General features: G+C 64.7%; 19 protein-coding genes. 11 read left to right on the forward strand and 8 right to left on the reverse strand.

Annotated features, from left to right (window positions below):
* The first annotated feature begins 64 nt into the window (after positions 1-64).
* Together MKZ40_RS11140 and MKZ40_RS11145 are read left to right on the forward strand one after the other, a co-directional pair.
* Entirely contained in the window at positions 65-1,522 is a 1,458-nt protein-coding gene (locus MKZ40_RS11140) for a hypothetical protein (RefSeq protein WP_175090060.1), read from the forward strand.
* Between the two features lie 65 nt (positions 1,523-1,587).
* Positions 1,588-3,222: a sigma 54-interacting transcriptional regulator gene (locus MKZ40_RS11145; RefSeq protein WP_175090059.1), complete on the forward strand. Its 1,635-nt coding sequence runs from the start codon at positions 1,588-1,590 to the stop codon at positions 3,220-3,222.
* A gap of 106 nt (positions 3,223-3,328) precedes the next feature.
* On the opposite strand, the gene MKZ40_RS11150 is transcribed toward MKZ40_RS11145, so the two are convergent.
* Positions 3,329-4,003: a TetR/AcrR family transcriptional regulator gene (locus tag MKZ40_RS11150; RefSeq protein ID WP_175090058.1), complete on the reverse strand. Its 675-nt coding sequence runs from the start codon at positions 4,001-4,003 to the stop codon at positions 3,329-3,331.
* Between the two features lie 244 nt (positions 4,004-4,247).
* Here MKZ40_RS11150 and MKZ40_RS11155 point away from each other — a divergent pair, with 244 nt between their 5' ends.
* Together MKZ40_RS11155 and MKZ40_RS11160 are read left to right on the forward strand one after the other, a co-directional pair.
* The gene (locus MKZ40_RS11155; protein WP_175090057.1) at positions 4,248-5,375 is read left to right on the forward strand and encodes an HlyD family secretion protein; all 1,128 of its coding nucleotides are present in this window, start codon (positions 4,248-4,250) and stop codon (positions 5,373-5,375) included.
* A 2-nt stretch (positions 5,376-5,377) separates the two neighbouring features.
* The gene (locus tag MKZ40_RS11160; RefSeq protein ID WP_254627118.1) at positions 5,378-7,012 is read left to right on the forward strand and encodes a DHA2 family efflux MFS transporter permease subunit; all 1,635 of its coding nucleotides are present in this window, start codon (positions 5,378-5,380) and stop codon (positions 7,010-7,012) included.
* A gap of 152 nt (positions 7,013-7,164) precedes the next feature.
* Here MKZ40_RS11160 and MKZ40_RS11165 read toward each other — a convergent pair whose 3' ends face one another.
* From MKZ40_RS11165 to MKZ40_RS11180, 4 genes are all read right to left on the reverse strand, one after another.
* Complete coding sequence (locus tag MKZ40_RS11165) at positions 7,165-8,643, reverse strand: 4Fe-4S binding protein (protein ID WP_175090056.1); 1,479 nt, start codon at positions 8,641-8,643, stop codon at positions 7,165-7,167.
* A 41-nt stretch (positions 8,644-8,684) separates the two neighbouring features.
* A complete protein-coding gene (locus MKZ40_RS11170) occupies positions 8,685-9,545 on the reverse strand; it encodes an FTR1 family protein (protein ID WP_175090055.1) in 861 nt (286 codons plus the stop codon).
* 76 nt (positions 9,546-9,621) lie between these two features.
* Complete coding sequence (locus MKZ40_RS11175) at positions 9,622-10,050, reverse strand: cupredoxin domain-containing protein (protein WP_175090054.1); 429 nt, start codon at positions 10,048-10,050, stop codon at positions 9,622-9,624.
* Between the two features lie 177 nt (positions 10,051-10,227).
* The gene (locus tag MKZ40_RS11180; protein ID WP_175090053.1) at positions 10,228-10,788 is read right to left on the reverse strand and encodes an iron transporter; all 561 of its coding nucleotides are present in this window, start codon (positions 10,786-10,788) and stop codon (positions 10,228-10,230) included.
* A gap of 290 nt (positions 10,789-11,078) precedes the next feature.
* Here MKZ40_RS11180 and MKZ40_RS11185 point away from each other — a divergent pair, with 290 nt between their 5' ends.
* Positions 11,079-13,418, forward strand: coding sequence for a GNAT family N-acetyltransferase (locus tag MKZ40_RS11185; protein WP_175090052.1), 2,340 nt, complete (start codon positions 11,079-11,081; stop codon positions 13,416-13,418).
* Between the two features lie 317 nt (positions 13,419-13,735).
* Complete coding sequence (locus MKZ40_RS11190) at positions 13,736-15,202, forward strand: aminoacyl-histidine dipeptidase (protein ID WP_175090051.1); 1,467 nt, start codon at positions 13,736-13,738, stop codon at positions 15,200-15,202.
* Positions 15,203-15,334: 132 nt separating this feature from the next.
* Here the strand turns inward: MKZ40_RS11190 and MKZ40_RS11195 are convergent, their stop codons facing one another.
* Both MKZ40_RS11195 and MKZ40_RS11200 read right to left on the reverse strand, forming a co-directional pair.
* The gene (locus MKZ40_RS11195; RefSeq protein ID WP_175090050.1) at positions 15,335-15,760 is read right to left on the reverse strand and encodes a hypothetical protein; all 426 of its coding nucleotides are present in this window, start codon (positions 15,758-15,760) and stop codon (positions 15,335-15,337) included.
* A 405-nt stretch (positions 15,761-16,165) separates the two neighbouring features.
* The gene (locus MKZ40_RS11200) at positions 16,166-16,753 is read right to left on the reverse strand and encodes a type 1 glutamine amidotransferase domain-containing protein (RefSeq protein ID WP_043333235.1); all 588 of its coding nucleotides are present in this window, start codon (positions 16,751-16,753) and stop codon (positions 16,166-16,168) included.
* A gap of 215 nt (positions 16,754-16,968) precedes the next feature.
* On the opposite strand from MKZ40_RS11200, the gene rmuC reads away from it, so the two are divergent.
* The 5 genes from rmuC (at position 16,969) to MKZ40_RS11225 (ending at position 21,883) form a co-directional block, all read left to right on the forward strand.
* Positions 16,969-18,861: a DNA recombination protein RmuC gene (gene rmuC / locus MKZ40_RS11205; protein WP_254627117.1), complete on the forward strand. Its 1,893-nt coding sequence runs from the start codon at positions 16,969-16,971 to the stop codon at positions 18,859-18,861.
* Between the two features lie 324 nt (positions 18,862-19,185).
* Positions 19,186-19,482 (forward strand): DUF2282 domain-containing protein, encoded by a 297-nt coding sequence (locus tag MKZ40_RS11210; RefSeq protein ID WP_175090049.1) that lies wholly within the window; start codon positions 19,186-19,188, stop codon positions 19,480-19,482.
* Positions 19,483-19,586: 104 nt separating this feature from the next.
* Entirely contained in the window at positions 19,587-20,513 is a 927-nt protein-coding gene (locus MKZ40_RS11215) for a DUF692 domain-containing protein (RefSeq protein ID WP_254627116.1), read from the forward strand.
* The gene (locus tag MKZ40_RS11220) at positions 20,510-21,316 is read left to right on the forward strand and encodes a DNA-binding domain-containing protein (protein ID WP_175090048.1); all 807 of its coding nucleotides are present in this window, start codon (positions 20,510-20,512) and stop codon (positions 21,314-21,316) included. The genes MKZ40_RS11215 and MKZ40_RS11220 overlap by 4 nt, the downstream gene beginning before the upstream one ends.
* A 93-nt stretch (positions 21,317-21,409) precedes the next feature.
* Positions 21,410-21,883, forward strand: coding sequence for a DoxX family protein (locus MKZ40_RS11225; RefSeq protein WP_175090047.1), 474 nt, complete (start codon positions 21,410-21,412; stop codon positions 21,881-21,883).
* 122 nt (positions 21,884-22,005) lie between these two features.
* Here the strand turns inward: MKZ40_RS11225 and MKZ40_RS11230 are convergent, their stop codons facing one another.
* A complete protein-coding gene (locus tag MKZ40_RS11230; protein ID WP_175090046.1) occupies positions 22,006-23,118 on the reverse strand; it encodes a phosphatase domain-containing protein in 1,113 nt (370 codons plus the stop codon).
* Positions 23,119-23,214: the final 96 nt, after the last annotated feature.

Genomic DNA, 23,214 nt, shown 5'->3' on the forward strand with positions numbered 1-23,214 from the left:
TTCTTTCTGAACACCATCTCCACCAAGGGTGCAGATGCATAACGATAACAACAGGAACGCCATCATGAGCCACTGGAAAACCCGCCAGCCCGGTGAGGAAAGCCCCTACTTCGCGCTGGGGCCCTTCAAGATCCGTCTTCCCTTCCTGCACTACCGTTTCGAACTGCCCGACTACCTGCAAGGGTTGTTGATGTGCGCGGTGGATCTCGCCGCCATCCCGTTGATGACGGAGCTCCTGGGCATGCCGTTCGAGGCCGCACTGGCCATCGTGATGCTCAATGGTCTGCTGTATCTGGTTCACCACCTGCTGGGCGACCCGGTCATCCCCGGCTGGATCACACCGGCCATTCCACTGTTGATGGCCTATGTGGCGACCTTCCCGGAGGGGGAGACACGGGTGCATGCCTTGATCGCCTTCCAGCTGATGCTCGGGATACTGGCCATCGTGCTCGGGCGAACGGGGCTGGCCAGCAAGGTGGTCAACATGATCCCCTCGGCGATCAAGGCTGGCATCATCATGGGTGCTGGGTTGGCCGCAATCAGCGTGGTCTTCAAGGAAGGCGGGCGCTTCGACACCTATCCCATCACCATCAGCATCGCGGTGGGCCTGGCGTTCTACATCATCTTCTCGCGTCATTTCGCCAAGCTGAAGACCACGAATCCGTTCTGGAGCAATCTCGGCAAGCTGGGCATCTTCCCGATCATCCTGCTGGCGGTCGTCGTTGCTCCGCTGGTGGGCGAGGCCGCATGGCCGGAGGTGCAGTGGGGCTTCAGCCAACCTGATTTCGTGACCATGTTCAGCCAGTACACTGTCTTCGGTGTCGGCTTGCCGCCGCTGGCGATGTTCCTGACGGCGCTGCCGACCGTGCTGGCTGCCTATATCGTGCTGTTCGGCGATGTTCTGCAGTCCAAGGCACTGGTCGAGGAGGCTGATGAATCGCGCCCCGACGAGAAGATCGACTACGACGCCAACCGTGCGCACATGATCTTCGGCGGGCGCAATACCCTGATGAGTCTCTTCGGCCCGGACGTCACCATGTGTGGCCCGCTGTGGGCTGCCATGCAGGTGGTGGTGGTCGAACGCTACAAGGAAGGCAGGCAGGCGATGCATTCGCTGTTCGGCGGCTCGGGCTCATTCCGCTGGGGCACAAATACCGGTCTGCTGCTGTTGCCCATCGTCAGTCTGGTCCAGCCCATCCTGGGGATAGCATTGGCGCTGACGTTGTTGATCCAGGGCTATGTCAGCGTGCGCTTGGGCATTCTGGAAGCGCGTAGTCAGCGCGACCTGGGCATTGCCGGGGTGATCGCTGCCGTACTGGTCATCAAGGGGGCTGCCTGGGCCTTCGGGATCGGCATTGCGCTGTGTCTGCTGATCTACGGCAAGCGCTTCTTCTCCGGCGAGATCGATGAGACCTTCAGTCGTGATATCGGCAAGTCGGATATCGCGCCGGCCGACAGCAAGACGGCAAGCCTGTCCTCGACAGGTGCCGCCTCGACAGACTCCCCGACGTCCTCGCATTGACGTATCGTGACCCCATGTCCCCCCGCCGCCTGAGTGCGCGGGGGTTTCTGCCGGGGGAGTCGTCAATGCAGAACGTGGAGCAGGATCTCAGGCTGGAAGCAGCGTTGGCGATGCTGGAGCGCCAATCATTGGAGGCCGTCAAGGTCATCGATACACGTGGTGAGGTGATCGGTGTCTTGACGCGTCAGGAGGTGGAGTCCGCCGCGGAACTCAAGGAACGCCTCGCGCTCTCCAGGCAGCGGGGCAGCGCCACCGGGAGGAATGCCACGGAGGCTGGCGCCGGTCCGGCGTCTGATCTGCTGGCTCAGGTGCCGACCCAGCGTCTGCTGGATGCCCTGCATGACGGTGTCTACATCACCGATGGGCGCGGCGTGACCGTCGCCATCAATCAGGCCTATGAGCGTATTACCGGGCTCAAGCGCAGTGACGTGCTGGGGCATCATATGCAGGAGCTGGTGCGCCGAGGGTATATCTCCAAGTCGGTGTCATTGGAGGTCATCCGTGACGGCAAGCCCGTCACCCTCGTGCAGAGTCTGCGCGATGGCCGCAAGATTCTGGTCAGCGGCCTGCCGATGCTGGCCCACGACGGGACCTTGAGCCACGTGGTCACCAGCGTGCGCGATATCACCGAGCTGCTGCGCGCCAAGCATGCGCAGGAGCAGCTGCGTCAACTGCACTCCCTGCATGACACCTACAGCGTCAGCTCCGGGACGGATGAACAGTCGCTGGAACTGGTGACCAGTGACGCCACTGCCGACTGTTTCGCGTTGGCGGAACGCGTGGCTGCCACTGATGTGAAGGTGCTGATCCAGGGCGAGACGGGCACGGGCAAGACGCTGCTGGCCCGCTATCTTCACGAGCACAGCACGCGTGCCGAGGGGGTATTCCTTGAGCTCAACTGTGCTGCATTGCCGGAGGGGCTGCTGGAAGCCGAGCTGTTCGGCTATGCGCCCGGCGCCTTCACCGGGGCAAACGCACGTGGCAAGCAGGGGCTTCTGGACGTCGCCAATGGTGGCACGCTCTTCCTGGACGAGATCGGTGATCTGCCGCTGTCATTGCAGGCCAAGTTGTTGAAGGTCGTCGAGGAGCAGCGTTTCATGCCTGTCGGCGGGACAGAGCTTCGGCGCACCAACGTCCGTCTGCTGACTGCCTCACATCATGATCTGGCTGCTCAGGTGAAGGAGGGGCGCTTCCGAGAAGACCTCTACTATCGCCTGAGTGTCGTGCCCATCACGCTGCCACCATTGCGTGAGCGGCGCAGCGAAGTGATTCCGCTGCTGCAGCATTATCTCCGCCATTTCTGTCAGCGTCATGCTCTGGTCCGGCGCCTTGATCCTGAAGTGCTCGAGCTACTGGGCGGCCATGCATGGCCCGGTAATATCCGTGAGTTGATCAATCTGGTGGAGCGCCTCGTGGTGACCACCACCAGCGAAGTGATCACATCCGATGTCCTGCCGGCAGAGTATCTTGCGGCGCATGCCAGTTCAGGGTGGGAGGATTCGATGATACCCGACGTGATGACCGCTCCGGGGGATGGCACACCGGAGCGCACGCTGAAGGAACATACCGAAGCTCTGGAGCGGCGCTTGATCGAGCAGGCCCTGGAGAAGCACCGCACCACTCGCGCTGCGGCGGCATCACTGGGAATCAACCAGTCGACGCTGGTCAAGAAGATGCAGAAGTTCACCCACACGCCCTGAAGCCGGCAGTGCTGCCCGGGCCTTGGCTCATCCTCGCCCCTCTCTTTTCGCCTCTTCAATACTCCCTCGAAGAGCGTGTCACCGTTTTTCTTTCATGGCTTGTTCCTCAGGCACCGAAACCTGCCAGAAAGACGCGCACGCAGCGTCTGACATGTGGGCGGAGTTGTTCGGGGCTTGCGGTGTCGGGTGGGCAGCCGAGCAGGGCGTCGACATGCAACGGGTTGAGCAGCATGCCGGTGAGCAGGTTGGCGGCGGCCAGCGGTTCCTGGCCGAGGCCGGTGGGCGGCAGGTGGCCCTGGGCGACCTGACGCGACAGGTAGCCTGCCAGGCGTTGTCGGGTCAGCTTGGGGCCGTTGTCGAGGAACAGCTTGCCGAGCTGCGGATTGCGGCCGCTCTCGAAGGCGAGGCCACGGAACAGGCGGATCAGCTCGGGCGCGAGGGCCAGCGCCAGCATCGCCATGCCGAAGTCTTCCAGCGCTTCCTCGACACTGCGTGTCTCGTTGGCTTCGTGGTCCATCACCGACCACACCGTCTGCGCCTCCTGCTGCATCACGGCCAGAAACAGGCCGTCCTTGTTGCCGAAATTACGATACAGCGTTGCCAGTGATCCGCCGGCCTGCCGGGCGATCTCATTGATGCTTGTCGCGGCAAAGCCGTGTTCGAGGAAGTGTTCACGCGCGACTTCCAGCTGGCGTTTGCGGCGTGCTTCCCCGCGCGGTGAGGCGCGAGTCACGGTGCTTCCCGAGTCAGGGCCGTTCTCTGATGAGGGCGAATCAGTCATGTGAGTGTCCTGTCTGTGATCCGGGAACCGCCTGAAACAGGCAAGGTTGCGATATTGCGAACGAGAGACGCTGTCTGTCGAAACTGTCGGGGCTGCCTCAAGTAAGTGTAGTATTTATTACACTTTGTGGCGATGCAAGATGACTGCCGTGGCCTGGGCGCTCGCAAGCGCCGTGGCGGCCTCATCCGCAGCGTCGGACAGATTACACGCCTGTCCCCGACAGGCAGCAAGAGAGAGTCACCGAATGAACAAGGCTGGCAAGGGTGTCGTGGCACTCATCGTGGTGGCGGGCGTGATCGCTGGCGGAGTGATGGGGGTCGAATGGTGGCAGGTCGGGCGCTTCATGCAGGAGACCGACAACGCCTATGTGCGTACCGACAGCGTCGCGGTGCGCTCCGAGATCACCGCGCGGGTGACGCGCATGCTGGTGCATGACAACCAGCCGGTGAAGAAGGGGCAGCTGCTGGTGCAGCTGGATGACGAAGATGCCAAGGCCAATCTGGACCAGGCCAGTGCCGCGCTGGACAACGCCCGCACCGGGGAAGTCCAGGCCGAGCGTCAGCTGGACCTGCAGGGCGCGAAGATCGACGAAGCCAAGGCAGCGCTGGCCTCGGCCAAGGCCGAACGCGATCAGGCGGCGTTGCATCTCAAGCGCTCCAGAAGTCTGGAGAGCCGTAGCTACGCCTCGCGTCAGACCTATGAAGATGATCAGGTCACCCTGCGCACCGCCGAGGCCAAGGTGGCGCAGCAGAACGCTGCACTGGCGTCCGCGCGTCAGCAGCTGGAGGTCTACAAGGCGCAGCTGGAGTCGGCGCGTGCCCAGGTGGTGTCGGCGGCGGCGGATCTCGCCTACGCGCGCCACCAGCTGGAGAAGACCTCGATCTACGCGCCGCAGGATGGCGTGGTCGGCAATCGCAGTGTCGAGGTGGGCACCATGGCCAGCGCCTCGCTGACCCTGATGCAGCTGGTGCCGGTGAAAAGCGCCTATGTGGTGGCCAACTACAAGGAAACCCAGACCGAGCGCATGCGCGTCGGTCAGCCGGTCAGTCTCGAGGTGGATGCCTACCCGGATATCGAGTTTGAGGGCGTGGTGGATAGCCTGGCGCCGGCGACCGGCACCGAGTTCAGCCTGCTGCCGACCGACAACGCCACCGGCAACTTCAACAAGATCGTCCAGCGCGTGCCGGTGCGCATTCGCCTGACCGGCCCTGTGGATGCGTTGCCGCGTCTGCGTGCTGGCCTGTCGGTCATCCCCAGTGTCGATACGCGTGAACTGCCGGACACCGGCACCTATGCCGTCGATACCCTCTCCAGGGACGTCATCGCGCCCGATGCCGCGCAGGTCGCCAGCGCTGATCGCGGAGCGCAGTAAGCATGGCCGAGACGACCCAGTCCTCGGCCCAGCCCCCGAGACAGACCCCGAGACCGCCCCCCGCGGGCACCGCCAGTGACATGCCGACGCGCCGCCAGCAGATCGGCTTCGTGGCCGCGGTGTTCGGCATGTTCATGGCGATTCTGGATATCCAGATCGTGTCCAGCTCGCTCAACGAGCTGCAGGCGGGCCTGGCCGCCAGTCAGGACCAGATCTCCTGGGTGCAGACCAGCTATCTGATCGCCGAGATCGTGATGATACCGCTCTCCGGCATGCTGGCCCGCATCTTCTCGACGCGGCTGGTACTAACCGTCTCGGCGCTGGGCTTCACGCTGGCGAGTCTGGGCTGTGCGCTCTCGACCTCGCTGGAGGCCCTGATCGTGCTGCGCGCGGTCCAGGGCTTCATGGGCGGGGCGATGATTCCGCTGACCCAGGCGGCCAGCTTCTCGATCTTCCCGCGGCGCATGATGGGCAGCATCCAGGCGGTGATCGGCCTGGTGGCGACCATGGCGCCCTCCATCGGGCCGTCCGTCGGCGGCTACATCACCGAATACATGAGCTGGCATTGGCTGTTCCTGGTCAACCTGGTGCCGGGCCTCATCGTGGCGACACTGGTGTGGCGCAATCTGGAGATCGACCGCGGCGACCGCGGCCTGCTCAGCCGTCTGGATACGCCGGGACTGGTGCTGATGGCGGTCTTTCTCGGCAGCCTCGAATTCGTGCTCGAGGAGGGGCCCGGCGATGACTGGTTCGCCAGTTCGCTGATCCTGTTCTGGAGTGTGGTGTGCACGGCGTCGGCGATCGGCTTCTTCTGTCGCGTGCTGACGACCCGCAATCCCATCGTCGACTTGCGGGTATTCAAGGACCGCAACTTCGCGCTGGGGGCGATCATCGGCTTCTGGATCGGCGTGGTGCTCTATGGGCTGGTTTATCTGGTGCCGCTGTTTCTCGGTTCGATCTCCGGCTTCTCCAGCGTGCAGATCGGGCAGGTGATGTTCGTCAGCGGCGTGGTGATGTTCCTGATGGCGCCGGTGGCGGGCAAGCTTTCCGACCGCATCGACCTGCGCCTGATGCTGTGCATCGGCCTGGTGCTGACCGGTCTCGGCACCGGCATGAACGTGCACCTGACCTCGGACTCGGGCTTCGATGACTTCTTCTGGCCGCAGGTGATCCGCGGCGCGGGCCAGATCATGGTGCTGCTGTCGGTCTCCCGGCTGGCGATGGGGCGTCTGGCGCCCCACGAGATAGGCAACGGCAGTGGCCTGTTCAACGTGATGCGCAACCTGGGCGGCGCGGTGGGGCTGGCGCTGATCGACACCCTCCGTGAGCTGCGTGAGGACTATCACTGGAACCAGATGATCGGGGCCATCGACCAGAGCCGTCAGGTGGTGATCGACCAGCTGGCAAGCTATCAGTCGACCTTCGCGGGGCTGGCTGATCCGTGGCAGGCCGGTGTGCAGATGATCGCGCAACGCATCAGCATCCAGGCCGAGGTGCTGGCCTTCGACAATATCTTCCTGTGGCTGGGCGCGGTCTATGTGCTCGGCAGCGTGGCGGCCTTCCTGTTCCGTCGACCGGAAAACCCTGCCAGCAAGGCGGATGCCAGCGAAAGTGCCGAACAGAGCCCAGCGCACTGATGGTGCCTGAAGGCTCCTTGATCGAACTTCGAGAAAACGCCGCATGTCGCTGAAACACGAAGACCCGCCAATCGGCGGGTCTTCGTGTTTCAAGCCTTGGTGTGTCAGGCCATGAGCCTCTGTCAGTCAGCCAGCATTCAGCCAGCAGGGCGTCACCAGCCCCAGAACATCAGATACCAGATGCCCAGCGCGGGCAGGCAGGCCAGCGCGACACTCGCGGTGCCGACCAGCCGTGCAGCGTTGCCGGCGAGCAGGCCGCCGTTGCACTGCTCACCGGTAATGCGCCAGGCCAGCCGCAGCCCCCACAGGCAGGCCAGCACCAGCAGGGTGGCGCGCAGATCATTGGCCCAGCTGAGATTGATGCCGTCGCCGCGCAGCAGCGTCATGGTGGTGGCGGAGAGGCCGAGAAACACGCCCAGCCCGCCCAGCGGAATCAGACTCAGCGAGAGATGCCACAGGCGTGACAGCGTCGCCTTGCCCCCCATCAGCCAGTTGCCCAGCAGCAGCGGCAGGCTGGTGAGCGCGCCCAGCAGGCCGCCACCGACCACGATCCACAGCGTGATCAGGCTGCCATCGAGCAGGTTGAAGACATCGTTGTGCTCGGGGTAGTTGGTCAGGATCCAGGTGGGCAGGGTAGTGGTCAGCGGCCACATCAGATCGTGCTCGATCAGCCAGACCGCCAGCTGCTGCTTGAGCGCGACGAACCACGGGCTGGCGCTCCAGCTGAAGGCACCGATGGCGATGCCGAGCAGGCCGAACACCAGCACCGAGTAGTGGGTGAAGCGCACCGGCTGCGGCGGCTCGACCAGCTCCACGCCCGGCGCACGCCACTCCAGCTGCATCGCGTCCTTGTAGCCGCTGCAGCGTCCACAGACATGGCAGTCACCGGCACTGTCGAGCTGCTTGAGCGGAATCAGCGGCGCGCAGTCAGGGGCATGCATGCGTACGGCGTTGCCCTGGCGGACAGCCTGGTTGTGGGCGTTCCAGCGGGCCTGGTCGGTACGGAAGTGGGTCGGCGACAGGCGCGCCAGCAGATTGAAGACGCCATTCACCGGACACAGCTGACGGCACCAGACGCGCGTGCCCTTGCCGTAGATCAGCCCGACGATGATCGCGGCCACCGTCGAGCCCCCCAGTACCACCAGCGCGCCCAGCGGGTACTGATAGACGCTGGCCAGCTGGCCATAGAGCGTGGTGCCGAGGAAGGCCACGAAGGGCCAGCCGCCCCAGCGCATCCAGCCGGGAATCGGGCGGCCGAGGCCGATGCGGCTGGCGGCTTCGGTCAGGGTGCCTTCGGGGCAGAAGACACCGCACCACACGCGCCCCATCAGCACCATGCTGATCAGCACGAAAGGCCACCACAGCCCCCAGAATACGAACTCGGCGAACACCGTCAGGTTGGTGAGGATATGCGCCTGGTAATCCGGCAGCGGCAACAGGGCCGGCACCACCAGCAGAAAGGCATAGATGCCGACCACCAGCCATTGCACCAGCTGGATCAGACCGCGCCGCTGCTGCATCGCCTGACCGAAGCGCGCGATGCGCGTGGCCTGACGGCCAGGCGAGGTGCCGCCATCACTGGCGATGAGGTTGGCGATGTCGCCGTGGGGACTGGAACCGCAATTGGCCATGGCTGTCGTTTCTCCTGGCTGGCAGATCGCGTGAACAGGGCTCAGCTGCGCGCGCGGGCAGTGAGCTGACGGCGCTGGTCGACGCGCTCCCTCTTGCGCTGACGCTTCATGAGGCTTGCGACGATGACCCAGTAGCCGAGATAGCCGACTACCATCGTCGCGGCAGGCCAGGCGCGATAGCCGGCGAAGGTCGCCAGCAGTCCGCCGAGGCCGCTGCCATCATCGAGCAGCCAGCTGGAATCCCACAGCGGATCGAGGCCTGCCGGCAGATAGCCGAGGCCGATCAGCTGTTCGAGGCCCGACATCAAGAGCGACGCCGCCAGCAACAACAAAAGGATTTCGGTCACGCGGAAGAACAGCTTCCACGAGAACAGGCGTGAACCGAGCTGCAGTGCCATGAAGGTCGCCACCGCGAGGGCGAAGCCGAGGCCTGCGGCGAGCGCGAAGCTGGCGATGCTGCCGGACTGCAGGCTGGCGGCGCCCATGCCGTAGAGGAAGACGACGGTTTCCGCGCCTTCACGTGCCACGGCGATGGCGACCAGCGTCGCCACGCCCCAGTAACTGCCGGAGGAGACGGCGCTGGCCAGGCCGCTCTCGAGTTCTGCCTTGAGCGTGCGCCCCTTGGTGCGCATCCACAGCACCATCTGGGTGATCAACAGGCAGGCGGTCAATACCAGTACGGCCTGGAAGACCTCCTGCGCGGTGCCGGTCAGCCAGGTGTCGGCACCCATCAGCGCCGCCCCCATCAGGCCGGCCAGCACCAGACCGGCGACGACCCCGCCCCACAGGTAGCGCAGGCCCGCACGGGTGCCGGACTGCACCAGCCAGGCGTGCATGATGCCGATGACGAGAATGGCTTCGACGCTTTCACGCCAGACGATAAACAGGATCTGATCAAACATGCGGACTCTCTTCTACTGACGATCGGTACGCGCCATCGATGACGAAAAAGGCGTCATTGGCACAGGGTGGCCGAGCTTATTCGGCGACGACCTTGCCACGCGCGTCCGGCAGGTGGAAATCATCGAAGAAGTCATAGCTGCCCGCGCGCAGCGGATGGATGACGACGAACGACTTCACGCCCGGCGCCAGCACCTTCTCCTTGCGCAGGGAGTTGCTCTCGAATTCGGCCGGCGTATTGCCCGCGTTGTGCAGCTGGATGACGAACTTTTCGCCCGCCTTGACCTCAAGGACCTCAGGAGTGAGCTTGCCGTTGTCGAGGGTCAGGTCGTAGGACGGCATGTCGCTGGCGGCCGCCGGCCGAGGCAGCAGGGCCACGAGCAAAAGGGCGACGAGCAACCTGGCGAGCGCGGGCAGCAGGGCGCTTGCCCGAGGGGGTAGGCGACAGGGCAGGCGAGAGGGCAAGAGGGAGGGCAAGAGGGAGGGCAAGAAAGCGGTCAGGCGCATGGGGCACTCCGGACGTTGAGGAAAAGCGCACACTGACACCAGCACGAGGTGCTGGCGGTAGAGCGATCAATGGCCGCGAGTGCAGGTCAGCACAGGCGGCCATCGAAGGAGCAAGCGGCAATGGCCGCCTCACGGGATGCAGACATTCAGGGGCATGCAGAAAGGGCAGAGCGGCGCTCAGTAGCCGCCTTTCTTGCCGACGCCGGCATAGACGAAGTCATAGTCGGTGGTGATGGTCTGCGGCCACTCGGCGACGCCGGTTTCCTTGTCGATATGACGCGGCATGTCCGGATGCTGGATCTCGAAGGTCAGGTGGTACTTGCCCGGGCCATCCAGCTTGACGTTCTTGCCGTAGTGGGTGCCGTCATTGGCGATCATCGGCACCAGCTCGCCTTCGATCGGCGTCTCGCCACCCTGCTTGGTCAGGGTGTAGTGAATGCCGAGATAGGGAATCCAGTCGCCCGGCGCGAAGCCGGTGTCGTTTTCCATCAGCGCGTGGATATCGGCTTCCAGGTGGATATCGGCCTGGTTGGCCGGCAGCTTGCCGGCCGGGGCCATCACCACCGGCTGCAGGTAGACGGCAGCGATTTCCATGCCGCCTTCCTTGACCGGCGTGCCGATCGGGTATTCCAGTGCCGAGGCCTGACCCGCCACGAACGTTGCCGCCAGGCTCAGGGCGAGCAGGCAAGGCTTGAGCGCGCGGGGCAGAGCAGTGGTGAGGGAGTGACGCTGTGGCATCGGGGGGACTCGCAATGATGGGAAGTGGAGCTTCATTATCCCGATAAGCCTAAATATAACTATTCTCATCCCTGCGCCGCTTGCGTTGCTCATCTTGCAACGGGACGTTGTGTGAATATGAGCTTGTTCTCAAGTAACGAGGGCGGGTGACAGACCGGGCGGCAGCGCCGGGCAGATCGCGGCTTTCTTGCAACAGCCTCACGATTGCCACACGGCTGCCTCGCGAGTTTCTCGCGCCATCCGGTCTGCCCATCTGGTCTGACGCGCTGCCATGCGGCATGCTGCGCGACATGACGATTCCTCCTTCAGATTCTCCTGCTTGCATTGACCTGCCCGCCCTCGAGGCGTGGTGCCGAGCGCTGCATCAACATCTGCTCGCGCGGCGCCAGCGTGCCTGCCTGTGGATCAGTGGCGATGACCCCTCCGGCGCCGCGCAGGCACTCTGCGAGCTATGGCCAGCGCGTGAGGCTGCCCCGTTGTGGCTGGGCACAGGTGAAGCCTTGTCGACAGCGGTCGCGCCGCCGGTGCGTGCGCTGACGATGGCCAAGGCTGCCACCCAGCTGGGCGGTGAGCAGTCACTGGTCATCTTCGATGCGGCGCAGCCGGCGACTGGCTTCAACCCTGATGCCTTCGGTGCCGTTACCGGTACCCTGAAAGCGGGTGGCCTGCTGGTACTGATGACACCTGCCACCTGGGCCGCGACAGACCCAGCGCCAGCGCCGGATGGCGATCACATGCGCCTGGCCCACTGGCCCTTCGAGCGTGAACAGCTGACGGCGCGCTATCTGGCGCGATTGGCACGCCGCCTCTCATCCCACGCCAATGTTCTGCACTGGCCACAGGGCGGACACTTGCCTGCGCCGTCGCTGGATAGCGGCAATCAGGCAGCACGATCAGACGCCATCGCCGACAGCGATTGCCTGACGCAGGACCAGGCCGCCAGCGTGGCTGCGCTGGAGGCTCTGGCACCTGCGCGACCCGTGGTGGTCAGTGCCGATCGCGGGCGTGGCAAGAGTGGCGCGCTGGGCATCGCGGCGGCGCGCTGTCTGGCAGCGGGACAGGATGTCTGGCTGACGGCACCGCGCCCTGCGGCGGTCAGCGCGATCTTCGAACGCCTGGCGGCCCTGCTGCCCCGAGGGCAGCGCGAGGGCAATGTCTTTCGCTTGCCGGCTGGACAGGCGGACGACGACACGGCTTCCGGCAGCGAGCTGCGTTTTCTGGCACCGGATGCCATCGAGGCGGCTCGCCTTGCCTGTCACGATGAGCTACTGCCGCGGCTGTTCGTCGATGAAGCTGCCGCCATCCCCACCCCCTTGCTGAAAGGCTATCTGGCGAATTTTCCGCGCATCGCCTTCGCCACCACCGTGCATGGCTATGAAGGCACCGGGCGCGGCTTCCAGCTGCGGTTTCGCCATCATCTCGAGCGCCAGTGTCCCGGCTGGCAGGCGCTGGAGATGACGACGCCCGTGCGCTGGGCGCCCGGCGATCCGCTGGAAGCATTGACCGATGATCTGCTGCTGCTCTCGGCGCAGCCGCCGGAGCTTCCTGAGCTGCCTGAGCCATGCGCGAAGAATGCTCAGCAGTGGCTGGAGGGCTGCGACATTGTCGTACTGGAGCGTGATGCATTGGCGCGTGATGAGGCGGCGTTGCGGCAGCTGTTCGGCCTGCTGGTGCAGGCGCATTACCGCACTGCACCGGCGGACCTGCGCCAGCTGCTCGACACGCCGGGGCTCACGCTGATGGCGATTCGTCAGCGCGATGACACGACTGGGCGTGATGCCTGGCTGGGGGTGGTGGCCGCCGTCGAGGAGGGCGGCTTCCCGACGCCCCTGGCGCATGACATCTGGTGCGGCAAGCGGCGTCCGCGTGGGCACCTGCTGGCACAGTCGCTGGCGGCGCATGCAGGCCACCAGAGCGCCGCTGAAGCCCGCTGGTGGCGGGTGCTGCGCATCGCGGTGCATCCCGCACTGTGGCGGCGTGGTCAGGGCGCGCGCCTGCTCAAGGCGCTCGAGCAGCAGGCACTGGCAGCAGGTGTCACGCGACTCGGCACCAGCTTCGGGGCCGAGGCCGATCTGGTCGCCTTCTGGCAGGCGCAGGGCTTCGTGCCGCTGCGCATGGGCCTCAAGCGCGATGCCGCCAGTGGCGAGCACGCGGTGATGATGGGCAAGGCCATCGGCGAGAGCGGGAGTGATGCATCAGCGCCGCAAGACCAATTGACGCAGGATGCCTTGCTCGGGGCGCTGCAACAGGACTTTCAGCGTCTGCTGCCCAGCCTGCTCAAGCATGAGCTGCACGCCTTGCCGCCCGTCTTGGCCGAAAGGTTGCGGCAGCGAGGAAGTGAAACTGACCTGGCCATGCTGACACCAGCCGCATGCGCGCAGCGACTGGACTGGTATTGCCGTGGTGGCGGGGGGCTGGCACTGGTGCGGCCGTGGCTCGAGACAGTACTCGAGGCCAGTGAGCCTTCACGACTCGGTGAAGCGTCACGTCACGGACTGGTGCTGGCACTGGGCGGACAGGATGCGCCTGCCTTCGTCAGCTGGGCCGAGGGGCAGGGCATCGTGGGCCGCAAGGCGCGCGATCGCTGGTGCCGTGCATCCGTCGGGCACCTGATCGAAAAGAGCGATTGATTAGCGCAGCAGGCAAGGGCAGCGCGGCCGGTCGCGGCTCAGAGGCCCGGAATGCCGATCGGGCCGGGCATGTCAGGAATCGGCGAGCAGCCACTCAGCATCAGCAGGCCGGCAGTGGCGGAGATGGCGGTCAGCAGCAATAGTCGGCGAGGCATAAAGTCTCCGATGAGGGTGGGGAATGGCATGTATCTGTCAGCAGGATCATGATTGTCATCCTTGCATATTCGAAGTCGCTGATCGATAGGTGTCGACAACCACTAGCCACGCCCGTCCGCTGTTCCGTATGCTCGCTGATGACAAGAACAGGAATCTTCGCCATGAATGAGCATATCGATACGTTGGACCCCGCCATCCTCTGGCGTCATTTCCGCACTCTGTGCAATATCCCGCGCCCTTCCGGGCATGAAGCCGCGCTGGTGGCCTATCTGATCGACTGGGCCGAAGCGCGTGGTCTCGCTCATGATCGCGATGCTTTCGGCAACCTGCGTCTGCGCAAGCCCGCCACGCCAGGCCACGAGAGCGCAGCGGGCATCGTGCTGCAGGGCCATCTCGACATGGTCGCCCAGGCGGCCAGCGACAGTGATCACGACTTCACGCGTGATTCCCTCGATACCTATCTGGAAGATGGCTGGCTCAAGGCACGCGGCACCACTCTGGGGGCCGACAACGGTCTCGGCGTCGCGGCGGCGCTGGCCGTTCTCGAAGATGACAGCCTCGTGCACGGTCCGCTGGAAGCGCTGTTCACTCTCGAGGAGGAAACCTCGATGGGCGGCGCGTTGAATCTGGCCGAGAACTGGCTGGAAGGGCGCTACCTGCTCAACCTGGATTCGGAAGACCGCGGGCAGGTCTATATCGGCTGTGCCGGTGGCGCGGATATCAATGTCGCCCACGAGTTTGCCACCTCATCCCTGAAGGATGCCGAAGCGGAGCTGGAGCTGACCATCAGTGGCCTTGTCGGTGGCCACTCCGGACTCGATATCCATCGTGGCCGCGGCAATGCCAATCGCCTGATGTCACGCGCGCTGGTCGCGCTGGCCGAGTTCAAGCCGCGTCTGGTCAGCTGGTCTGGCGGTACGCTGCGCAATGCCTTGCCGCGTGAGGCCACGGTCGGCGTGGTGATCTATGACGAGCGCGTCGCCGCCGCGCGCCAGCGCCTGGCGGACTTCGAGGCCCAGATACGCGACGAGCTGCGCGAGACGGACCCGGATGTCTCGCTCAGCGTGACCCGCGGCAACGCCGAGAACGCGCTGTCCGTCGAGGACACCCAGCGACTGGTCGCGGTGCTGGATGCTGCGCCCTACGGGGTCGAGCGCATGAGTGCAGCGGTGGAAGGCGTGGTGGAAACCTCCAACAACCTCGGCGTGGTGCAGCTGCGCGAGGGGCGCTTCCATCTCTGCGCGCTGGTGCGCTCGCTGCGCGATGATGCCGTGACCATGATGGAGCAACGCATTCGTGGGCTCTTTGCGCTGATCGGCGCGACCACCGTGGCCGAGAATGCCTATCCGGGCTGGCAGCCGGCGCCGGATGCGCAGCTGCTGGCGCGCTTCTGCAGCCTGCACGAGAGCGTCACTGGCCGCGCGCCGGAGATCAAGGTCATCCATGCCGGGCTCGAGTGCGGCATCCTCGGGGCCAAGTATCCCCAGCTCGAGATGATCTCCTTCGGGCCGCTGATCCGCGGTGCTCACTCGCCCAGCGAGCGGGTCGAGGTCGAGTCGGTCGGTGAATTCTGGCAGGTGCTCAAGGGACTGATCACGGAACTGGCCGAGCCTGCCAGGGCCGCTTGAGCAATTCTCAGGCAAGACGCATCACGTAGACGAACGACGCCCCCGCAGGCCAGCCTGCGGGGGCGTCGTCATGTCTGGGCATCAGGCGCTGGCCTGGCCTGGCCTGGCCTGGCCTGATGAGAGTGCGCGGCTTCAGTTGATATTGATGCGGATCGCCGGAATGCCGATGCTCACGCCGTTATGGTAGCGGCGGATAGCATGCCGACCTGAGTCATGGTTCCGGTAGTAGTAAGGGCGGTAGCGGTCGTGCTCATGGCGGCCATGCTGATAGTAGCGGCGCTTGGGAACATGGCGGCGGATATCTTGACGAAAGTGCTGCCGGGAATGCTGGCGCGAGTGATGGCGCTCCACGCGCGGCTCGTCGAACATCCTGAGGTGGCGGCGCTTGATCGCCTCGTGGCGACTCTGCGGCGTGCTGTGGCGCTCGCCGTGTTGGCCCTGTGCGCGATGGCGATCATCCGCGGCGACCAGCGTCGGCGTGGCGAACATCAGCGTCAGTCCCAGCAGCAGGGAGGGCAGCAGAGAGGCAAGGGCTGTGGTCAAGGTCGAGATATGCATGGGGCGGTCTCCCGTATGGTCGGTCAGTCACCCAAGAGGATCCTTGTCGTCAGAATATCGTGTCGCAGCGCCTTTTACGAAAGGCGTTCGCTAATGTCTCCGTGCGTCGCTCGGTGTGTAGTCGTGGTACTGAGTTGTCCAGATTGCGTTGCCTGTAGCGTAAGTGATTGCTCGCAATAGGGTTCTGAGATGCACGGCTGCACAATGGCCAACGAACCTTGGAGATGAGTGGTTCAGCCAGTGCTGCGAGGACACTTCACTTCTGCCACCAAGGCACCGGATTGCGCCCTTGAGACAACGAAAACGCCCCTGCCGAAGTGGCAGGGGCGTCTGTCGGTTCAAGCTTCAGAGCGTGCGGATCTCTGGCTTGCGGATCTCTGGCTTGCGGATCTCTGACTTGCGACCTCAGGCGTGCTGATGCTGGTGCTTGCCTTCGGCCAGTTCCTCGAGCAGCTTGGCGTTGAACGCATCAAGATCTGCAGGCTTGCGGCTGGTGACCAGCGCGCTGTCACACACCACTTCGCTGTCCTGCCACTCGGCACCGGCGTTCTTCAGGTCCTGTGCGACTGAGGGGAAGGAGGTCATCTGACGGCCTTCGACGACACCGGCATCGATCAGGATCCACGGCGCGTGACAGATGGCGGCGACCGGCTTGTGGGCCTGGAAGAAGCTGCGCACGAAGCTCAGTGCGCTCTCGTCCTGACGCAGGGTATCCGGATTGAACAGGCCGCCCGGCAGCACCAGGCCGTGATAGTCGTGTTCGCTGGCATCGCTGAGTGGGGTGTCGACCTGATACTTCTCGCCCCAGTCGGTTTCGGCCCAGGCGCGAATGCCGTCTTTCTCCGGCGAGACGATGTCTACCTCGACGCCTGCCTCCTGCAGTGCGGCGCGCGGCACCGCGAGCTCGGATTCCTCGAAGCCATGGGTCGCGAGAATGGCCACGCGCTTACCTTGCAGTTGTTGACGTGTCTGCTGATCGGTCTGCTGTGTCATGCGAATCTCCTTTCCGTGCTTCGGCTCTTGCGAGCGTGCTGGGCAGAGAAGGGGAGAATTCTGCTCTCGGCGTGCGCCACTCATCGCAGTGGGCGCCGCTCGATGATGGCAGGCAATCCCCGTCCTTTCGTGCCCTGACACTCAAGACATGGATGCGCGATACTGACTTTCAAGGGGGTGACCCCGCTGCGTTTTCACAGGCCATGGAGTGCCCGATGTCGCTGCTTTCTGAATCATCCGCCGTGATGTGGTTGCTGGTCGGCGTGCTGTTGATGCTGTCGTTGATCCTGGGGCTGGGCTGGCGGCGAACCCGCGAGCAGCTCCGTGCGATGCAGGAGAGCAGTGAGGAGGAGCAGCAATCGATGCAGCAGACGTGGCAGGCCTCGCTGGAGGAGTCGCGTGAGCGTCAGCAACAGGCCGAGCAGCGGGCGGCCCTGGTCGAGCAGCGTGCCGCGCTGGATGGGCAGCAGGCGGAGCAACAGCAACGCTATCTGAGCCAGTCGCTGGAGGAGGCGCGCCAGGCACGCGATGCCCTGACGGAGCAACTCGCCACGCTGCGCGAATCGCTGCAGGGGCGCCTGGATGAACAGTCACGCGCCTTGAGTGAGCAGCAGACGCTGGCACGCAGCCTGACCCGCCAGCAGGAAGTGCTGGAGGCGCAGCTGCTGGAGCGCGAAGAGCGTCTCGAGACACTGACCGAGCGCTACGCCGAGCTGCGCGAGACCCATGCCTCGCTGGTGACGCGTCAGCGTCAGGAGGCCAGCCATCACGAGCAGCAGCTGGCGTTGCTCAATGAGTCGCGCGAGCGCCTGAGTCAGGAGTTCGAGCAGCTGGCGGGCAAGGTATTCGAGGAGCGCCAGCAGCGCTTCACCGCCGCCAGTGGCGCCCAGCTCGAGCAGTTGCTCAAGCCGTTTCGTGAGCAGGTCGGCGACTTCCGTCAGCGCCTCGAGCAGCTGCATGGCGAGGAGGTGCGTGAGCGCACCAGCCTCAAGAGTCAGCTCGACCAGCTGGCGGGGCTCAACCGCCAGATCACCGAGGAAGCGGCCAACCTGTCGCGGGCGCTCAAGGGCGACAGCAAGATGCAGGGCAACTGGGGCGAGATGATTCTTGAGACCGTGCTGGAGCGCTCCGGCCTGCGTGATGGCATCGAGTTCAAGCGCGAGGTGTCATTCACCGGCGAGGGCGGTCGCCAGCGTCCGGATGCCATCGTCTACCTGCCGGACAACAAGCATCTGATCATTGATGCCAAGGTCTCCTTGACCGCCTACACCGAGTACGTCAACGCCGAGGATGACGTGACGCGAGCACGCGCACTGCGCGCGCATCTGTCCTCGGTGCGCGGCCATGTCACCGGGCTTGCGCGGCGCAATTATCCCGCCATCGAGGGGCTGGGATCGCCGGACTTCGTGTTCCTGTTCCTGCCGATGGAGCCGGCCTTCGCGCTGGCCTTCGAACACGATGACAGCCTGTTCCAGGACGCCTTCACCCAGGGGGTGGTGATGGTGACGCCGACCACCTTGCTGGCCAGCCTGCGCACCGTGGCGAGTCTGTGGAGTCTGGAGCGCCAGAACGACAATGCGCGTGTGATCGGCGAGCGCGCCGGAGCACTGCTCGACAAGTTCCGTGGCCTCGCCGAATCCCTCGAGGAACTCGGCACACAGCTGGGGCGCACGCGTGAGGCGCATGATACCGCCATGAAGCGGCTGGCCAGCGGGCGCGGCAACCTGATCAACCGTGCCGAAGAGCTGCTGGCGCTCGGCGCGCGCATGAAGAAGCCGCTACCGGAGTCGCTGGTGCGCCAGTCGCGTGACACCTTGCATCAACCCGAGCAGTCACTGGATCAGCCATCGACATCCGCGCCGCCGGCGCTAGATCGCCAGCCCGCGCCCGAGCCCGAACCGCCTGCCAGCGAAGAAGCGGCAGCCAGTGAAGGCCGGGGTGTCACCGGAGCGCCGGACGACGGGTTGTCGGACGCTGAGTCGCCGGACGCCGGGTCGCCGGGCGCCGAAGCCTCGGGTGCCGAAGCACTGGATGCCGAGGCAGGCCAGGCGTCTGCGTCGCTCTCGCGCTGGGAGCTCATGGAGCGCAAGTGGCAGGGCGATAGCTGATCGCCTTCATCGGCGACAGCTCGGCAGACAGCCGATGTGTCAGCCCCTCAGACAGCAGATGACAGTCAACGCCAGCGGCCCCTGCATGGGGCCGCTGGCGTTTTTGCATGGCGAGGTCAACGCAAGCGCGGAGTATCGTCTCCGCATGCGGTGAGGGGAGTGTGGTCTGCGCGATATTGTCGAGTCGCGACAATAATTTCGATCTTTTCTGCATCCATCTTCCCAAGCCCCCCGTAAGTTGGATTGAGCCCGCAGCGCAGGGGCGAAAGTGATAGATAAATAACGTTTGGCTCATTAAAGAGCATTTTCTCAGGAGATGTGCCCATGTCTACCAAGACAAACAAGTCCGCCAAGACCGTTTTTGCCTTGGCTTCCGCGCTCGGAACCGCTGTCGCTCTGTCTACTGCTGTCGTCTCCCTCCCGGCCCACGCGGCGGGCATGGAAAAGTGCTACGGCGTGTCGCTGGCCGGTGAGAATGACTGCGCCGCTGGCCCGGGCACTTCGTGTGCCGGGACTTCGACCGTCGATTATCAGGGCAATGCCTGGAAGCTGGTGCCGGAAGGCACCTGCACCTCCATCGAGACGCCCAATGGCACCGGCAGCCTGGAAGAGATCAAGTAAGCATCACGCGTCGGGCTGGCTCGGTTTTCCCCGAGTACCCCCGAACTTGACGTCCGGTGGCCTGGCATCACGCCACCGGATGTCCACTGCCTCGAGAGGTCTTCATGCACCAGCCATTCCCTCCCTCCGGCAGTCCGGATCTCGGTGCGGCCTGTCCCTCACTCGACGAGATGGCCGTCGGCATCAGTCTCAAGGCGCAGCATGTGCGTGAGCTGATGTCGTCGCGACCGGCACTGGGGTTTCTCGAGATTCATGCCGAGAACTACATGGGCGCCGGCGGGGCCCCCCATGCCCGGCTGGATGCGCTGCAGGAGTATCCTCTCTCGATTCATGGTGTCGGCCTGTCGCTGGCATCGGAGCGCCCGCTGGATGCCACGCATCTGGCGCGCCTCAGGACGCTCTGCGAGCGTCACCCGCCCACCAGCGTGTCAGAACATCTGGCCTGGGCCGGCCATAGCGGCTACTTCTACAACGACCTGCTGCCGGTACCGCTGACGGACGCGATGCTGGCACGGGTCAGCGATAACCTGATGCAGTTGCAGGACACCCTGGGCCGTCAGGTATTGATCGAGAATCCCGCCCACTATCTGCGTTTCGATGCGCGCGAGCTGGGATCGGAACTGATTCCCGAGACGCATTTCCTCACTCGCCTGGTCGAGCGCAGTGGCTGCGGTCTGTTGATCGACGTCAACAATGTCTTCGTCTCGGCGCACAACATCGGTATCGATCCCGCGGCCTGGCTGGAGTCCATTCCGGCCCGCGCCGTCGGGGAGATCCATCTGGCGGGGCATGGCGAGGACACGCGTGAGGGCCTGCTGATCGACAATCATGGCGCACCGGTCTGTGATGAGGTCTGGGAGCTGTATGCCGACTTCATCAATCGCATCGGGCCGCGTCCGACCCTGATTGAGTGGGATACCCAGGTGCCGGCGCTGGAGGTCTTGCTGGGGCAGACCACGCGCGCTCAGGCGTTGCTGCACAGCACACGGGCGCAGCAGCTGACGCGCTCCGGCATGGAGGGCGCCCGATGAGCTCTCTCGAGCGGCATGCCAGCGCTGAGCGCCAGCCCGACTGGCAGCGCGCCTTCATCGAGGCACTCACTAAGCCCGATGCCGCGCTGCCCGGTATCGAGGCAGGCCATCAGCAGCGCCTCGATGTCTATCGCAACAATGTCTGGGCCAGCCTGATCAGTGCGTTGGAAGAGGCCTACCCGGTGACCCGACAGGTGGTGGGCGAGCGCTTCTTTGCGGCCCTGGCCCATGATCATTCTCGCCAGCATCTGCCACGCTCACCGCTGATGATGGAGTACGGGGCCGGGCTTGCCGAAACCCTGCACGCGACCCTGACCACATTGGTCGACGCGCGTCAGGTATCAGCTGCTCAGCTGCCGTTCTATGCGGTGGACCTGGCACGCTTCGAGGCCGCTCGTCTGGTGGCCTATCACGCGGCGGACGCCGAGGCCCTGGTGCCGACACAGCTGGCGGGGTTGCCGCCTGAGGCAGTGATGGAACTCAGGTTCTCGGCGCACCCCGCAGCATGCCTGCTGCGCCTGGAACATGCGGTGCTCGAGATCTGGCAGCGCCATCAGCATGCCGGCGCGACGCTTGAAGGGCTGGATATCGCACGACCGGAGCAGGTGTTGATCACGCGCCCGGCGCTGGAGGTGCAGGTCGCGGTGCTGTGTGAGGCCGCTGCCTTGCTGCTCGAGCTGCTGCTGGCGGGGGAGACGCTGGCGGACGCGGCAGCGCGGCTCGCGGACGCGCACCCCGAGCAGGAACTGGGGCCGCTGCTGGCCCCCCTGCTGGCAAGTGGTGCCTTTCGCGCGCCGACCTGATTCTGCTCGGTAGCTTCCTGCTCTGTTCCATCCTGCACGGTTCTTTTCCGCTCGACCCTTCGCGCCCTGGCGCACTCTTGAGGAGTTCTCATCATGAGCCTTGAATCATCAACGACGCCTGCGGTTCGGACCGGTGTGGCGGGGCAGGCCCTGAAAGTGTTCGTCTGGCTGGAAAACCTGCGCATGGATGCGGTACTGATCCTGATGCGTATCGTGGTCGGTGCCGTGTTCTTCATGTCGGCGCAGACCAAGGTCGACGGTTTCTCGATCAAGGACAGCACCTTCTTCCTGTTCGAGCACGAATACGCCTTGCCGCTGGTCTCGCCGATACTGGCCGCGTGGCTTGCGACCATCGCCGAGCACCTCTTCCCGCTGATGCTGTGGCTGGGGCTGGGGACGCGCTTCGCGGCGCTGGGGCTGTCCCTCATGACGCTGACCATCCAGCTGTTCGTCTATCCCCATGCCTGGGTGACCCACGGTCTGTGGCTCTCCAGCCTGCTGGTGCTGGTGCTGCAAGGCCCGGGACGCCTGTCGCTCGATCGGCTGATTCGCTCACGCATCGTCTGAGGCCGTCCTTCGGCTGTGCCGTCCGGTGAGCCATATGTCAGTCACACAAACGCAAGACGGAGACCTCGGGGTCTCCGTCTTGCGTTGTGTTGCCGCTACCTGTCCGCTGGCGTTCGAAGCGCTCAGGCCGGTTCGTCGGCGAGCTGGTGCTCGATCTCGGCACGCACCATCTCGACGCTGGCGGCATCGATGTAGCCGTTGGCATGCGCGTGGTGCGCCATGTCGAGGCTATTGGTGCTCAACAGCATCACGCAGCCGAGAGCGGCCAGCTCCTCGCCAAGCTGGTCCAGTTCGGCCTTGCGCGAGTCCGAATCGCCTATCTGGCGGATGTAGATCGCGCAGATGCGACCGGGATAGCGGCGCACGACTTCGGCGTAGACCTCCGGGTCATGCTGGCCGCTGTCGCCGATGAGCAGAAACTGCATCTCGTCATACAGGCCGAGCATCTTCTCGATCAGCGCCTGCTTGTGGTCTTCGGAGCGTCTGGGCAGCGGGCGTTGCAGGGTCAGCCCCCACTCGCGCAGGAACAGGATCGGCCCGACCGGGATGCGATTGTGCTGGAAGAAGACTTCCAGCATCTCGTAGATGCTCCACGGACCACGCGACACATAGAGCAGCGGGCGCTGCTGCTGGCCGTCATCACCCTCATGGAGCGCCTGATAGAGCGCGGCCACGCCGGGGAAGGCGGTGCGGCGTTCGGCAGACTCGATGAACAGGCGATAAAGCATCTTGAGCTTGTTGGCGACACCGGTGTACATCACGGTGTCGTCGATATCGCTGATCACCCCGAGGCGCGTACTGATGGGGGGGAGATAGACCTGTGCCTCGCCCTCCACCGGGGGCTGCTTTGGCGGACACGCCGTGATGCGGGCGGTATGCCATTGGCCCTGGTGCTCCAGTGGCGCATCGAGCGGCAGATGCACACTGAAGTAGCCATCGCGGTCGGTAATGGCGGTGGTGCGGTTGTCCCCCAGCGCGACCTCTACCTCGACGCCGCTCTTGCCCCAGCGCAGCATGCGGCGGCCGACATCCATCAGGTCGCGCCCGGCACCGGGGGCCAGCTGGCTGCGTGAGCCTGGCTGGCGGAAGATGCGCCCCATCAGAAAGGCTTCGCTGTGCGAGCCGTAGCCACGATAGGCGTGAATGACATAGCCATCCTTGCCCTGGGCGTGGCGCATGGGCTTGGCAGCCACATGCAGCAGCTTGCGTAGCAGACGTGTCAGCGGCAGTGACATGCAACCCTCCTGGTCGGTATTTGGCGGGCCTTCATGGCCACATGACAACGCCGCCTTCCGAGTCCCGCGTGTGCAGGGTCGAAAGGCGGCGTTCAC

Origin of the sequence: Cobetia sp. BMC6, assembly GCF_029991385.1 — a bacterium.
In the GTDB taxonomy this organism is placed as follows: Bacteria; Pseudomonadota; Gammaproteobacteria; order Pseudomonadales; family Halomonadaceae; genus Cobetia.

Coding starts and splice junctions, on each gene's coding strand:
- MKZ40_RS11230 (WP_175090046.1), bottom strand. CDS start 23,118: ATGTCACTGCCGCTGACACGTCTGCTACGCAAGCTGCTGCATGTGGCT.
- MKZ40_RS11150 (WP_175090058.1), bottom strand. CDS start 4,003: ATGACTGATTCGCCCTCATCAGAGAACGGCCCTGACTCGGGAAGCACC.
- MKZ40_RS11155 (WP_175090057.1), top strand. CDS start 4,248: ATGAACAAGGCTGGCAAGGGTGTCGTGGCACTCATCGTGGTGGCGGGC.
- MKZ40_RS11200 (WP_043333235.1), bottom strand. CDS start 16,753: ATGACACAGCAGACCGATCAGCAGACACGTCAACAACTGCAAGGTAAG.
- MKZ40_RS11185 (WP_175090052.1), top strand. CDS start 11,079: ATGACGATTCCTCCTTCAGATTCTCCTGCTTGCATTGACCTGCCCGCC.
- MKZ40_RS11170 (WP_175090055.1), bottom strand. CDS start 9,545: ATGTTTGATCAGATCCTGTTTATCGTCTGGCGTGAAAGCGTCGAAGCC.
- MKZ40_RS11145 (WP_175090059.1), top strand. CDS start 1,588: ATGCAGAACGTGGAGCAGGATCTCAGGCTGGAAGCAGCGTTGGCGATG.
- MKZ40_RS11210 (WP_175090049.1), top strand. CDS start 19,186: ATGTCTACCAAGACAAACAAGTCCGCCAAGACCGTTTTTGCCTTGGCT.
- MKZ40_RS11140 (WP_175090060.1), top strand. CDS start 65: ATGAGCCACTGGAAAACCCGCCAGCCCGGTGAGGAAAGCCCCTACTTC.
- MKZ40_RS11225 (WP_175090047.1), top strand. CDS start 21,410: ATGAGCCTTGAATCATCAACGACGCCTGCGGTTCGGACCGGTGTGGCG.
- rmuC (WP_254627117.1), top strand. CDS start 16,969: ATGTCGCTGCTTTCTGAATCATCCGCCGTGATGTGGTTGCTGGTCGGC.
- MKZ40_RS11220 (WP_175090048.1), top strand. CDS start 20,510: ATGAGCTCTCTCGAGCGGCATGCCAGCGCTGAGCGCCAGCCCGACTGG.
- MKZ40_RS11165 (WP_175090056.1), bottom strand. CDS start 8,643: ATGGCCAATTGCGGTTCCAGTCCCCACGGCGACATCGCCAACCTCATC.
- MKZ40_RS11160 (WP_254627118.1), top strand. CDS start 5,378: ATGGCCGAGACGACCCAGTCCTCGGCCCAGCCCCCGAGACAGACCCCG.
- MKZ40_RS11195 (WP_175090050.1), bottom strand. CDS start 15,760: ATGCATATCTCGACCTTGACCACAGCCCTTGCCTCTCTGCTGCCCTCC.
- MKZ40_RS11215 (WP_254627116.1), top strand. CDS start 19,587: ATGCACCAGCCATTCCCTCCCTCCGGCAGTCCGGATCTCGGTGCGGCC.
- MKZ40_RS11180 (WP_175090053.1), bottom strand. CDS start 10,788: ATGCCACAGCGTCACTCCCTCACCACTGCTCTGCCCCGCGCGCTCAAG.
- MKZ40_RS11175 (WP_175090054.1), bottom strand. CDS start 10,050: ATGCGCCTGACCGCTTTCTTGCCCTCCCTCTTGCCCTCCCTCTTGCCC.
- MKZ40_RS11190 (WP_175090051.1), top strand. CDS start 13,736: ATGAATGAGCATATCGATACGTTGGACCCCGCCATCCTCTGGCGTCAT.